Source organism: Terrimonas alba, assembly GCF_042434975.1.
GTDB classification, from domain to species: domain Bacteria; phylum Bacteroidota; class Bacteroidia; order Chitinophagales; family Chitinophagaceae; genus Terrimonas_B; species Terrimonas_B alba.
Window position 1 is genome coordinate 212,334 of sequence record NZ_JBHMQM010000007.1, and the last position, 14,571, is coordinate 226,904.

Below are 14,571 nucleotides of genomic sequence, written 5' to 3' on the forward strand. Positions count from 1 at the left end.
TTTGTTATTCTCTTATTGTTTGTGAATAATCGGATTGCCCATTGTGGTTCAGTGTTGCCATCCTGAATTCATAACGGAGTTTGGGCATTAACCCGGTTAATTTAAAATGATTGATTTGTGCGGCGTTGATCAGTTGCGTTTTCCATTCACCGCCGTTGACACCTCTATACTCCAACTTATAGCCCGTCGCTTTTTTTACCGGCTCAAAGCAGATGAAGGCTTCTTTCCCCTGTCTTATCAATCCTGCCAGCATTGGACTTGAAGGCGCTAAGCCACCATCAGGAGTAACCGCTATTTCTTCACTCCAGGGTGTGATATAATTATTGTGCTTCCATCGGCGCATGCGGTAATAATACGTTTGCCCGTTTTTTAATCCCGGTACAAACAAAACACCTTTATTGGTGGTTTGCAGTGTTGCGGCGCCTGCATAATCACCCGGTTTTGTAGTGTATTGAACCTGGAACAAATAATCATCTTCTGTTGCGGGGGAACCTACATAAAAGCCATTGTTTGCCGGCTCCGTATATGCAATCAATGGTGCAGGATATTCTGTCTCAATTTTAACAGTGATCACATTTAAAGGTTCGCTCTCACCAAATGAATTGACGGCGATTACAGCGAGTTTATAATTATCCCCGTGGCTAAGCTTTGACACATCGAAATAGTTATTAAGGGTAAGTGGTGTTTCAGTATTTAATTCATTTTTACCATATTTCAATTTATAAGAGACGGCAGATGGATTTTTTTCAAAAACGACTCTCAGCCCTCCGCTGTTTTCCCTTAAATTATTCATCAGGGTACGTACGCCTGCAGCATATATAATTTTAGGAGCAATGGGTTTTTGTAAAAAAACAACCGTATCAATTACCGTATAATTTAACGGCGACAACAGTGCAACCTTTAATTTAAAAGCATTTCCGGGCATATCCCAACTAATGGGAAACTTCATTTCAGCATCACCCGGTTTTACAAAAGGCAACTCTTTAAATCCGCCCGTAAGAATCTTGTCTTCTACCGAAGAAATACTCCAAACCACGTTATATCCGCTTAACGGATAGGCCGGCAAATCCAGTGGCTGCCGTGGTTTGATAATAATGATAGCCGACGATTTTTTTTCGGTGACAACATTCTCCAATTTGAATTCACGAACAGGTGCATATTCTTTTTGAAAGGAATGCCATGCCTTCTTTTTTTGCCTGAACACATCCACAATTCCCCATGGCCTGTTTTCAGAATATTCTTTTGTACCATAAAAAGCACTCCGATAATCGTTAAATGTCCACAATGAAGCACCCATCAGGTAAGGTTTAAAGCGTATAGAATCCATCAAGCCTTTTGCATCAAGATCGCCATCTAAATTTTCAGTAAACTGGTTATAGCCATACTCTGTATAGAATAATAATTTTTCAGGATAAATGTTATGAATTTTATCCGCAAGCGAACCAATGGCCTTTCCATATTTATTGATCAATCCCATATCCGAAAATTGGAGGGGATCATTACCGGTATGATCGGCAGTATGGCTAACCATAACGGCCATCCGCATTGAATCTAACCCGTGTACATAATTGATTGCATTTTCTACATACTCATTAACACCGGGTACATGACCAATTTCATTACCAACACTCCACCCGATAATGCAAGGATGATTAAACTGGGTGCTTACTAATCTTGATAACCATTCTTTGGGAACAGGGCTACTTTTATCCACCAGTTGATCATACCCCCATAATGGAATTTCAGAAAAAACGAGAATGCCTTTTTCATCCAGGTAGTCGAGCATTTCCTGGTGCATGGGAAGATGACTAAGCCTGGCCATATTGGCTCCCATGCTTTTCATCAAATCAATATCTTCCTTTACACGCCAAAGCGGCAAAGTATTGCCCGTAGTACGGTCATCAGGAACAAGATTGAAACCCATTATCCGCATCGGCTGCCCATTGAGCTTAAAAGTATAGTTGATATTATCTACTTCTATCTTACGAAGTCCGAATGCTGTTTTGTTTTCATGTATTATCGTAGCTCCATTTATAAGGCTCACCTTGCTGTTGTATAAATAGGGATCATCGCAGTTCCACAAATGAAGTTGCTTTGCGTTGATCGTGGTACGAACAATTACTGAGTCTGTACTACCTGCTTCAACAATACGATCAAAAGGAATGGTTTTTTTAAAACCGCTTTCGTTTGATAATATAACTTCACCCCTTAAACCTGCTTGTTTGTTGTCGTCATTCCTCAATAATAATTTAATGGTTAGTTCCGCCGATTTTTTTGCAAGGTCGATTTGCGAAGAGATCATTTGTTGAACAATGCGTACCTGCCCGGTAGTTACCAGTTTTACCGGCCTGCGGATGCCACCCCAGTTCCAGATGGCTCCGCGTCGAAAAGTATTATCGGCACATACCACAAGGCTGTTAGGTTTATCGTAGTGCAACAACCTGGTTATTTCAAATTCAAATGGCAGGTATCCACTGTTATTAGTCCCCAGTAGTTTGCCATTTAGCCAAATCTTACTGTCATGATAAACCGCTTCGAATAATAATCTTACCAGCTTTTCTTTTGTAATACCTTGTATGGAAAAAGAAGTTCTATACCAGGCTTTACCTTTATAGTGACTATATTCATTTCGAAGGTCCCAGTTGCCTGGCACTGCCATGCTGTCCCAGGAACTAATATTTATTGTTTCTTTAAACCACTGTTGCCGCTCACCTGCGTCGTTTGGATCAATTTTAAATGTCCACAAACCATCGAGCCGCTGAATGCTTTCACCGGCGTTTTCCTGGGCAATAATTTTGCATGAAAAAGAAATCAGTAAAAGAAGAAATAGTATGATTCTCATTATTGGCGTTTAATTTTCCTTTCAATCTTCGTTATGTTTACGGCTGTTTTTTCACCTATATCATTCAAGCCCTGCTGGCTATAATGAATTTCATCTTTCATCCAACCCAGTTGTTCAAAGTCACCGGCCTTTTTATAAATCACGAAAGTAGCAGGTAGATCCTCAGCTACTTTTTCCTGCTTCTTTCTTACTATATCAAACCCCTCTCTTTCATGATTTTGATAAAACCCTGTTTGAATAATATAAAAAGGGATATCACTTCCAAAAGATTTCCGAAACCTGGTTATAAGATTTGTCAGTGATTTATAATACTCTTCCCCGGTGAGCTGCTTACTATTAATTGCGTTGGCATCACGTTCTCCCTGGCACCAGATAATTCCGCCCAGGCTAAAATGTGTGAGTGCAATAGCTTTTTTTGTTTTCTCTACTGCATCTTCAAACAATTTCATCCTCCCACTGTCTGACCATGTTCCCATGTTTCCTAATTCAGCTTTTTCATGGCAGCTGCTACCGCCCCGCGCAGCGGCTACTATCACTAATTTCTTTCGGGAATGTTTTGAATAGGTTGCAGCAAAAGAAGGTAAAAAACTTCCTGTTCTTGCACGTTCAAAATTCTTCCAGTTTTCTCCTGCAGGGTCATGCAATGTGTTAAGTTTATTTTCAATAACACGATATTCAAACGTATTTCCTGATGTATCAATAATGGAAGAATCCTGGTTCCCCTGCCCAACTGCATTGCTTTGCCCTGCCACTAAAAAAATAACCTGCGCTCCTGACTTATTCGGCTGGGTCATTAAAAAGATAATTAACAGTATAGTCAAATAATTTACTGCTGTCGCTTTGCACCTTCTTATATCTACTCCCAATATCATTATTTCCACGCCGGATTTTGAACGATTTTTGGATTGGCATTTATTTCATCCTGTGGTATAGGAAAATATCTATGCTTTAATTCAGGTTGACGAACAGGATAAATATCATTAACTGCCATTGGAATTACTGTCATGAATTTTCCCGTACGGGTAAGGTCATACCAACGGTCACCTTCAGCAAACAACTCCCAGTGACGTTCCTGTAAAACAGAATCAATAAATGCCTCCTGGCTGAGTCCGGCTGTTAGATCAGGCAGTCCTGCTCTTGTACGAACCTGGTTGATATATCCGTAAGCTTTTATGGTGGCACCTGTTTGTCTTGCTTCAGCTTCCGCAGCAATCAATAACACATCAGCATAACGAAGAATAGGAATATTGCTTCCCGTACCATTTGTGCTCACAGGGTCCTGGTATTTTTTTACCAGTACACCATACGGCGTAATGGGTGTTATATTTTTTTGAGGAACCACTGAACCATTTGAATGAACATAAGTGGTGTCCAATAAAGTCCTTCTTTTATCAATGGGATTGAATGATGCGAAGAAAGCAGGATAAGCAAAAGCAGAACCAAAAGAAGATTTCGAATACTCAGGGCCGGTACTGTTTGGCGGACCAAATAACGAAGTGATCTGCGACGTACGATTAGGAGCGGCGGTACCTTCGCTTTCGAAAGCAAATAAGTTTTCAAACCTTGCGGCGTCTTCCTGTGCAAATTCATATACTGTTTTCACGTTGGGCATCAAACCCACCTTACCGGAATTAATAACCTCTTCAGCTTTTGCCAAAGCAACGGACCAGTTTTCAGCGTATAATGCAGCCTTAGCTTGCAATGCCAGCGCAGCTTGTTTACTGGGGCGACCTTTTACCAATGTGCTGCTGTAGTCAGGAAGAAAAGGAACCGCTTTTTCCAGGTCTTCATTAATTTGTTTATATACATCTGCTACCGGACTTGTACCAAAAAATGCCTCCTCTTCCGTTCTGCTGGGTGCTGTTTTAATGATCACATCACCGAAATTCTTCGCCAGCATCCAGTGATATAATCCACGAAGAAAATAGGCTTCTCCCAGTATCTGGTCTTTACGTCCTGCGTCCATACTGGTACCGGGAACTTTATCAAGTACCCAGTTTACTTTTTCTATACCGGCATAACAACTGCGCCATATCTGCACAGGAGATTCAAATTCACGACTGAAACTTTTCTGTGAAGTGAAATTGGGATCGTAGTTAAACAACGTAAAAGTATTCCGTGCAACTACCGGCCGCGGATAAACCTGGTCTGCACTGTAATCGGCAATAAGGTTTGGAGCAGGGCCGTTATGCATATCCCCAAATGGACCATAGGCCGCAGTAATGGCAGCTTCCGCATCATTGGCCGACTTATAAAATTTCTCTGTATAAATCTGTGAATAAACATCTTCTTCCAAACTTTTTTTACAGCCTGTCATTGCAGGAATAATCAGCAGCATTGTTATATAAATAAGTGACTTATTTTTCATTTGTTTATTTTTTATTGTTTTTTAGCCAAATGGAATTCTCCATAAAAATTTTCATCGCGTTCGATAAATTGCTCGAAAATTTTTATGACTCATTTCATGACTAACTATTTATAGTAAAATTTGAATGAAATAAAATTTAAAAGCCGACTTGCAAACCTGCCATGATGGTTCTTGAATTGGGGTAAACAAGGTTGTCAATTCCGATCCGCTGGTTATCGTTACCATAGGTATTTACCTCCGGATCGTAACCGCTATAATCAGTGATGGTAAATAAGTTCATGGCGCTTACATACACCCTGATGTTTCTTATGTTTTTAAGGGAAGTGAAATTATATCCAAGGGTAATATTCTTACACCTGATAAACGAACCATCCTCGACAAAACGATCGGTAAGCGGTATACGCTGACCCTGGAAACCGCTCACGTATTCATTATTGGGATTAGTGGGTGACCAGCGATTAACCAGTGGCTGGAAAACATTGCGTTGACCAAGCGGGTTCTCGAAACTATAACGGCTCAGGTTGTAAATATCATTTCCCTGGACGCCTGTGAGGAATATTCCGAGATCAAATCCTTTGTATGATAAATTGGTAGTGAGGCCAAAAATATAATCTGCATTGGGATCGCCGACTATGATTTGATCACTACCGGTAATCTGACCATCTTTATTGAGATCTTTTACTTTTGTACCGCCGGTACGACTGCCTGATCCCGGCAGTACTGCTTCTCCGGCCTGGTAAATACCATCGAAAATGTAGGCTTTAAATAAACCTACGGGTGACCCTTCTTTCAATACGGCGACGGTGCTTCCATTGGCAAATTTTTCTTTGGTAAGTCCACCATCAATACTCAGGATTTTATTTCTATTTAAAGTAAGGTTACCGCCAATATTCCATTTAAAATCACCCTGCAATATTTTGGCATTCACGGCAAATTCCCATCCTTTATTCTCAATGCTGCCGAAGTTTTTAGTGATGGTACTATAACCGCTTGAAAATGGCAGAGCCTGGTCAAATAATAATTTATCCGTTTTCTTATTGTAATAATCAACAACGACTCCAACCTTGTTATTGAATAACTCGAGATCAACACCAATGTCGGCCTGCGTGGAGCTTTCCCAGCTAAGGTTGGGGTTAGAAATTCCAACCGGGCTGATACCAATGGTATACACATGATTGAAGGTGTAGTTACTACCCGGACCTGACAATGACAAGGATTTATAAGGAGAAATAGCGCCGGCATTTCCTGTTACACCATAACTCGCCCTAAGCTTAAGATCGTTGAACCATGTCACATTATCCATAAACTTTTCCTGTGTAATACGCCATGCCGCTGAAACAGCAGGGAAGACGCTATATTTATTGTTCTCGCCAAATACGCTTGCACCATCAGACCTTACCGTTAGTGTTAACAGGTATTTATCATCATAACCATAGTTAACCCTTCCCATAAAAGATTGCAATTTTTGCTTTTCACGGTAACTGTTAACGTTACGGTTTACTGCAAGATTTAATGCTTCATTTTTGGTATCATCATTCGGAAGACCGGTGGCCGAAATACTATTGGCATTATACTGGGAGCTCTGTGTTGCATAAACGCCGGTGAATTTTAAAGAATTCTTTTTACCGAATGTGGTGGTGTAGGTAAGAATGCTTTCGTGCAATAGCAAAGTATTATTGCCATTAGATTTTGATGCAGCTCCTGAATTCGCATTTAAATCACGTGCAGCGATAATATAGCGTGGAGAATAATAATCAGTGAGACTGCTTTGAAGGTCAGTGTTAAAAGATGCGCGGTAAACCAGGCCTTTTGTAATGTCTACTTCTCCATAAACATTTGCCAGCGTACGTTTAATAGCCGTTTGGTTCAGCACTTCCGTAAGTCCCAATGGATTTATTACTTCACGGTATCGGTTATTGAATTGTTCGCCAAAAGGCCAAATGGTTCCATCAGGCCGATAGGCCTCCAATGTTGGCGGCGCACCCAGCGCAGAACCCACAACGCTGGCAGTGGTTACAGCTGCATCAAGACTTTGGCTACCGGTAGGTATTCCCTTATTAATGGAATAACTGTTAAGAATGCTCGTACCTACTTTTACCCGTTTATTAATCTTATGATCAATGGTGGCACGTAAAGAATAGCGTTTGAAATTAGACTTGATAATGATCCCTTCCTGGTCAAAATAATTGCCTGAAAGAGAAAATTGTGTCTTATCAGAACCCCCGGAGATTGCAAGCTGGTGACTTTGGATAGGAGCTTTATGATAGAGAAGATCCTGCCAGTCGGTACCTTTACCTAATGAAGCCGGATCGGGATATACAACGGTGGGACTATAAATTTGGTTTTCAAGGCTCGCAAATTCTGATGCATTCATCACCTTCAGTTTCTTTGTTATTTTCTGCATCCCATAATATGTTTCGAAATTCACCTGGGTGGCACCATTACGTCCGCGTTTGGTAGTAATTAATATTACCCCATTCGCACCACGTGCACCATAAATAGCAGTAGCGGATGCATCTTTCAAGATATCGATCGACTCAATGTCATTGGGATTGATGGTAGATAATGGACTGATATCTGTAACGCCGCCGCTATTTGCAATCTGTACTCCATCTACAATATATAATGGCTCCGATGTTCCATTTAATGAATTGGTACCCCGCACACGAACACTTATATTACCTCCGGGTGCCGACGAGTTTTGGGTAACCTGTACACCCGCAACCCTTGCTTGTAAACCCTGCGCCAGGTTGCTTACAGCAGTCTGCTTCAGTTCATCACCTTTTATGGTAGCCACCGAGCCAGTTATAGTTGCCTTTCTCTGGGTACCATAACCAACCACCACTACATTGGCAAGTTCACTAGTAGCCAACTGCATGCTTACTTTCAAATTGGATTGGCCATTTAATGAAATCTCCACTGTTTGAAACCCTGTATGAGAAAATACAAGCGTAGATGTGGAAGACGATGCCTTAATTGAAAATTGCCCGTTGGCACTACTGACAACAGCATTATTGGATTGCTTGTCGGCAACGGTTACGCCTGATAATGGTTCATTGTTATTACCTGTCACGGTTCCTGTGACAGTTAACGTTTGTGCAACTGCATTAACACTAAAAGCAGTAAGAAGTATAAGTGTAAAGGTGAAGGAAAATAAACGAGGAATTTTTTTTAGCATGGCAGTCGTTTTTTGTTTGTAGCATAAAAATGAAGTAAAAAAATGAAACAAAAACTCTTTTTATGAATTATTATTTTTGGGAATGTTCCCATTTTTTTGGGAATGTTCCCAAAATGCCTACTTTTATATTTTACCATCAATTCTGAACAAACATTTCAATGAAGTCACATCAAATTTCAATTATAGACATTGCGAAGGAGTTGGGAATTTCAAAGTCAACCGTGTCGAGAGCTTTGTTGGGACATTCCAGTGTAAAAGAAAAAACAAGGATTGCTGTGCTTGAACTGGCTGCAAAGCTGGACTACCAACGCAACACATTAGCCTTAAGCCTGGCTAATAAAAAAACATTGTTGATAGGTATATTAGTTCCTGAAATAATGAGTTCATTTTTTCCCTCTATCATCAAAGGAGCGGAAGAAATTTTTGAAGCCGAAAAATATAAAAGTCTTATTTGCCATAGCAATGAAAATTATGAAAGGGAAGTAGAAAATGTAAAATTGTTGCTTTCCCAGCAGGTAGATGGCATCATTGCATCACATACAAAGGAAACGAGGAATTTTGATCACTTCAAACTGATACAAAGAAGGGGCATTCCTTTGGTCATGTTTAACCGTGTTACCGATTTGCTGGATACACCTAAAGTAGTGGTGGATGACTATGAAGCGGCGTTTACTGCCGTAGAACATCTTATTAAAAAAGGGCGAAAGAGAATAGCGCATCTTGCCGGGCCTGATTCACTGATCAACAGTAAGCTTCGTTTGCAAGGGTATCTTGACGCTTTGAAGAAACATAAAATCCCAATAGATAATAACCTGATTATTTCTTATGATCTCTCGCTGGAGAAAGTAAAAATTTATGTTCAGCACTTTTTAACGCTGTCGCCGCCGCCCGATGCGCTTTTTTGCATGAATGACCCTACCGCCATTGCAGCCATGAGAGTAATAAAACAAAATAAATTGCGAATTCCGCAGGATATAGCTGTTGTAGGTTTTAGTAATGACCTGTCTTCTGAATTAGTCGATCCTGCTCTTACTACTATGGCCCAACCTACATTTGACCTCGGAAGGGAAGCCGCCAGGCTGGTATTAAACGAAATCAACAATGAGGGAAATACCGATGGTGCAAAAACAAATCATAAGACGGTGGTATTAAAAACACAGCTTTTAATCAGGGAATCAACATGAATAAAAGTGATAACCGGTTGGCAAGTAGCTCTCTTTTGAAGCCCACTGCATTGTTTTTTGATGACTAAGTTTTATGACTGGATAAGATGTCAATCTGAAAGCGTGTAATAAAATAGGGGGTAATATTTTTGGGCAGCGATATCCGGAATTGGTTATTTCACCACAGCAGTAATACTTTTTTTATCTTATCATACTAAGAGAAACGTCAGTTTGTTGAAGTGCTTATCTATATTATGTTGCCAGTAAATAGAAAAGTAAACTTGGTTTAGATGAAAAAGGTAATCTACCTTCCATACAAAATTTACTGAAATATAATCCAGCATATCTTCATTGCTCACTTGCCTTGTTATCTCACCAGGATAATGCAAACAACGAGCGGATATCCAACTGCGACTCCCTACTTCCTTCAGTGGGTAATTATCGGGCATCCATGATGAGTCGATTATACGGATTTTTATCATTATATGAATTTATTGCAATAAAAACTCTACTATTCAGAATTTTATTCTAAATTACTTTATCTTTACAGAAAATAATTCTTTATGGCCATAGCGCTTGATGATGTTGACCTTCAGATACTGGACCTCATGCAGGCCAATGCCCGGATGTCGAATGTTGATCTGGCAAAAGAGTTGTCGATGGCGCCATCGGCGGTACTGGAAAGGGTAAAAAAGCTGGAGCAAAAGAAGGTGATCCTTCAATACAATACTGCTATTGACCCGAATACTATAAACAGGAAATTACTGGCATTCATTTTCATAAAAACATCAGGGATGGATTCTGATTCAAAAATCGCTGCATCCCTTGCCCGGGTACCCGAGGTGCAGGAAGTACATATTGTTGCAGGTGAAGATTGTTTCCTGGTTAAAGTACGTACGGAAGATTCTGCATCTCTTATGTCGCTTATGCGAAAAACGATCAAACGCATTCCCAATGTCCTGTCTACCCGTACTACTATCGTGCTTGAAACGGTAAAAGAACAACAGCAACTGGTCATTCCAAAAAAATAATCTTATGTCATTAATCAGAAAAGAAGCTTCTCCCTTAATGATCATCATCGCTTTTGGCATTGTATATATAGTATGGGGATCCACTTATTTCTTTATACAAAAAGCCATTGAGCATATTCCCCCGTTCCTGATGGGGGCCATACGTTTTGTTGTGGCCGGTATCCTGCTGATGATCTGGTGTGCGCTGAAAAAGGAAAAACTTTTCAACCCGGCACAAATAAAGCATGCTGCTATTACGGGGGTAATGCTGCTGTTTCTTGGCACTGGCGCTGTGATATGGGCAGAAAAAACACTCCCGAGTTCCCTGGTTGGTATGCTGATCGCTTCGGAAGCAATCTGGCTGGTGATGATTGATAAGTCCAACTGGAAAACCAATTTCAAAAGCGGGAATACCTTATTAGGTCTTCTTATTGGTTTTGCAGGCGTCATATTGCTCTTCAGCGAAAGCTCGGCCAAACTGGCATCGCAGGCAGGTGGATCGGAGGCTGTTGTTGGTTTTATCGTTCTGGTGATCGGTACTATTAGCTGGGCCGGTGGCTCCATATATTCTAAAAATAAATCCTTTGGTTCCTCCACTGTCAATTCGGCCTGGCAAATGCTAATGGCAGGACTGGTGTTTATTCCAGCCAGTTTATTAAATAACGAATGGACGGATTTTCAGTGGCAGGCAGTACCGACCGAGTCATGGCTTTCAGTATTATACCTGGTGGTAATGGGATCCCTTGCCGGCTATAGCGCTTATGTTTGGTTACTCTCCGTACGGCCCGTTACACAGGTAAGCACCCATGTTTATGTAAACCCGGTGGTGGCCGTTCTATTGGGTGTTTTCTTTGCAGGCGAAAAAATGAGCTGGATGCAGGTACTGGGATTGGGGGTTATTTTAATCAGCGTGTTGCTTATTAACCTGTCTAAATACAAGCAGTCGAAACCAGGTTCCGGAAAAGTCAACACATCAGCGACTAAGAGAGAACCCCTTATCGCCAAACCAAAGAAGACAATGGCGGCTTGTGATGATTAAGACAGTTACAGGCAATTGCTTCTGATTAAAAATCTTGACCCCTCGCATCAATAGCAGCCAAAAGAAAAACATGCAAATTATTCAACACAACCCGGATAAGCTCTTTCCTCCGTACCGGAACTACAGTCATGCAGTGGAGATCAAAGGCCATTCCAGCTTACTTATCATAAGCGGGTTAAATGGCTATATGCCAGATGGTCAAACCATGCCGGAAGCATTTGAAGAGCAGGGCGAAATCATCTGGCAACATATCGGAGCCATTCTGCAATCAGCCGGAATGGATTATAAGCATATTATTTCAATCCGAACTTATCTTGCCGATCCTGTTTACGATGAAGCCAATGTACAATTACGCATTAAATATATGGGAGACGTTCATCCTGCCTCTACAGTGGTTTGTTGCCAACTGCTTGACCCAAAATGGAAACTGGAAGTAGAAGCAATGGCTGCGAAATAAAACAAAAACAAAAAGAGAAGAGATTACTGGTTTAAATTGCTTTATCGATGGCTTACTTTATTTCCCGATACAGAAACTAACAGTCCTTGACTGGCGTGGATTTCAGCGAATCGGGCAACAAAATAGCAACATTTCAGTAGAAAAATAAGGAAAACAAGTGCAAAGAAAGGACAAATGCAGATGGGTTTATTTTCATCCTTAATAAGCCAAAGATAATTGTTTATTATATCAATCAAAGCTACCCATAACCGCTTTTTGTTTTGATAAACATATTCAAATATGATAGCTAAACCCTCGCCAAACGCATTTAAACGGTCCAAAAATCCGCTATTATAAAATGAAGTGGATTGCTTATCAAATTTCTGACTTTTAAAAATAGTAGCACAAGTGATGCCGGGGGGTTAGGAGGTTATCAATCTTGGCTGGGGTCATGTGTTAGAGTGAGGTTAATCTATCACACATACAAAAGATTTCTACATAAGTATGCCATAGGAGACCTCAATTTTAAGGTCATTTTTTGGGAATTATAGAATTAGGGGGCAAACTTAAATCCGTCTCATGGAAGCCAATACTATCAGGGGTTTCTGGCGGAGGGGTAAACTGAAAATTCGCTTAAAACTCGAATAAATGAGATTGATTTTAAAAAAAGCATGTTTTTTTCAGCCTTCCGGAAAAAGGGTCAAAAACCGGCCACTTTGACCACATCTGGATTCACGCACATACTTTGGTTTACTAAGGAAAATAATCAGGCATTACTCTCTTGAACAATGCTTCACGGAATTTCATGATAATCATCACAAAAAATTATTATAAATCGTCATAAAAATTTATGATAATCCTCCTGGTTACTCAAATCCCCAATAAGTTTTAACTTCAGTCTTTCATAAGATAAGGTTTAATGGTTAATGGTCTTTGATTAATAAAGCCTCTGGTAACCAGAGGTTTTTTGATCGCTCGACATTTAATTTCGCTATTTACTTATTGCAATAAATATAGAACTGAAATGAAAAAGATTTTAGATAAGATTTTTGACAAACTCATAGAATTTTCAATTGAAAATGTTACAACCGGATTTGTTATGGTAACCGGCATTTCACTTTTCTCAATTTTGAAATTTACAAAAGGAGTTCTTGGGCAAACAGTTGTTTTAACGGTAAGTCAAATCTTTGCCTTTGCTGTAGGGCTACTATTTCTAAGTCTTTTTGTGATTTATCTTCGTAAAAAATTAAAAACCAAACAGAAATTTAAAGAAGGCACAAGAATAATACTATCTACCCATACCTACCCGGTAATGAGTGCGGGGAAGTTTAATTTTCTAAATAATAAAGTTCATTGTTCCTGGACACACGAAAAGGAAATCAAACAAAAATGGGTAAACCAAAATCAATTAATTGAATATATTCCTCCAACTTACAACCCGCAGCCCAAGAGACGCAGTGATTATTGGGGTTAGCAATACTGGGAATTGACGTCTTCTCATTTTCTATCTTCAATCGCTACTCCGTGGGCCTTTAACAAGCTATCAAACGCTTTCGCTTCATGACCTATACAATCGAGGGTATGATGAGGATATTTTGAAGGAATGTCACCGACTTCTTGAATTCCCTCCCATTCTTCGAGATAATATCTACAATTGTAACAACAATCATCTGCACTGACTTTTCCATTAGGCTCTTTATAAATTGGACAATCATAAATATCATGGTTCTTTCCATAAACTTGATGATTCTTTGTATTACTCAATACAAAATCTTTTAAGGCTTGTCCTTTTTTGATAATACTTTGTTGGCGTAAGGTAATTTTAGAGTTATATAGCCAATTCATATCTTCAATACTTCCATGTAAAACCTCTATAAGTTTATCTTTTTGAATGGTACGGTCATATTTCGAAAGATTAATTTCAAGTAGCGGAAGTTTATTCTGTAAGATTCTATCCCTTTTAATGTCATCAACAAAATGTGTTACTGCAATCTCAATCAGCAATACTTTTTCTCCTATAAAGCATTTCACATCTGGCCTAAAAGTACCTTCGGATTTCTCAACCTCCACCTTATCAAAAATCAATGTCTTTCTGTCTGTTTTAGTATCGTAGGGGTTAATAACATCCGCTAAATATGCTTGTGCAAGATTAGAAAGAGAAAATGTTCTATCTGGCACAACCAGTGTTTTAGTTTCCAGTATAATTTGCTTGGCAAGATAGTGCAAGGCTGTTTCATAAGCGTTTGTACAGTCCACCTTACTTTTATGCTGAAAATGATTCGCCTTTTTATTCTTTGGATTGTTATACGCTACTAACGGTGTTTCACAATCAGGACAAATACATCCGCATGATAATCCATTTTCCACTTCATCAATATGCACAAGTTGGCCCTCTTTGAGACCATACTCAAATAACTCTCCATAGTTATGTTCACCATCAATTACCACATAAAGTTTGTTTGACTGTACCTTAAATATTATTTCGGTCAATACTCATCCGTATTGAGTATTAAACTTCCCGTTGTGCCACAATGT

10 protein-coding genes are annotated in these 14,571 nt (G+C 39.7%); 5 read left to right on the forward strand and 5 right to left on the reverse strand.

Annotation, left to right across the window (positions count from 1 at the left end; genetic code table 11):
• Positions 1-4 precede the first annotated feature (4 nt).
• The 4 genes from ACFEL9_RS20120 to ACFEL9_RS20135 all read right to left on the reverse strand — a co-directional run bounded on the left by ACFEL9_RS20120 (position 5) and on the right by ACFEL9_RS20135 (position 8,388).
• The gene (locus ACFEL9_RS20120) at positions 5-2,842 is read right to left on the reverse strand and encodes a glycoside hydrolase family 2 TIM barrel-domain containing protein (protein WP_385893973.1); all 2,838 of its coding nucleotides are present in this window, start codon (positions 2,840-2,842) and stop codon (positions 5-7) included.
• Positions 2,842-3,636: a sialate O-acetylesterase gene (locus tag ACFEL9_RS20125; RefSeq protein WP_385893975.1), complete on the reverse strand. Its 795-nt coding sequence runs from the start codon at positions 3,634-3,636 to the stop codon at positions 2,842-2,844. Before ACFEL9_RS20125 ends, ACFEL9_RS20120 begins: the two co-directional genes overlap by 1 nt.
• Before the next feature lie 77 nt (positions 3,637-3,713).
• Positions 3,714-5,210 carry a RagB/SusD family nutrient uptake outer membrane protein gene (locus ACFEL9_RS20130; protein ID WP_385893977.1) on the reverse strand — a complete coding sequence of 499 codons (1,497 nt, stop codon included), beginning with the start codon at positions 5,208-5,210 and terminating at the stop codon, positions 3,714-3,716.
• 136 nt (positions 5,211-5,346) lie between these two features.
• On the reverse strand, positions 5,347-8,388 hold the full coding sequence (locus ACFEL9_RS20135) for a SusC/RagA family TonB-linked outer membrane protein (protein WP_385893979.1): 3,042 nt from the start codon (positions 8,386-8,388) through the stop codon (positions 5,347-5,349).
• A 158-nt stretch (positions 8,389-8,546) separates the two neighbouring features.
• Between ACFEL9_RS20135 and ACFEL9_RS20140 the strand changes: the two genes are divergently transcribed.
• The 5 genes from ACFEL9_RS20140 (at position 8,547) to ACFEL9_RS20160 (ending at position 13,510) form a co-directional block, all read left to right on the forward strand.
• Positions 8,547-9,572 carry a LacI family DNA-binding transcriptional regulator gene (locus ACFEL9_RS20140; RefSeq protein WP_385893981.1) on the forward strand — a complete coding sequence of 342 codons (1,026 nt, stop codon included), beginning with the start codon at positions 8,547-8,549 and terminating at the stop codon, positions 9,570-9,572.
• Positions 9,573-10,114: 542 nt separating this feature from the next.
• Positions 10,115-10,582 carry an Lrp/AsnC family transcriptional regulator gene (locus tag ACFEL9_RS20145; RefSeq protein WP_385893983.1) on the forward strand — a complete coding sequence of 156 codons (468 nt, stop codon included), beginning with the start codon at positions 10,115-10,117 and terminating at the stop codon, positions 10,580-10,582.
• A gap of 4 nt (positions 10,583-10,586) precedes the next feature.
• Positions 10,587-11,600: an EamA family transporter gene (locus tag ACFEL9_RS20150; protein WP_385893985.1), complete on the forward strand. Its 1,014-nt coding sequence runs from the start codon at positions 10,587-10,589 to the stop codon at positions 11,598-11,600.
• A 70-nt stretch (positions 11,601-11,670) separates the two neighbouring features.
• Positions 11,671-12,057 carry a RidA family protein gene (locus tag ACFEL9_RS20155; RefSeq protein ID WP_385893987.1) on the forward strand — a complete coding sequence of 129 codons (387 nt, stop codon included), beginning with the start codon at positions 11,671-11,673 and terminating at the stop codon, positions 12,055-12,057.
• A 1,003-nt stretch (positions 12,058-13,060) separates the two neighbouring features.
• Positions 13,061-13,510, forward strand: a complete 450-nt coding sequence (locus ACFEL9_RS20160) for a hypothetical protein (RefSeq protein ID WP_385893989.1) — start codon at positions 13,061-13,063, stop codon at positions 13,508-13,510.
• Positions 13,511-13,533: 23 nt separating this feature from the next.
• Here the strand turns inward: ACFEL9_RS20160 and ACFEL9_RS20165 are convergent, their stop codons facing one another.
• Entirely contained in the window at positions 13,534-14,484 is a 951-nt protein-coding gene (locus ACFEL9_RS20165) for a competence protein CoiA family protein (RefSeq protein WP_385893991.1), read from the reverse strand.
• Positions 14,485-14,571 lie beyond the last annotated feature (87 nt).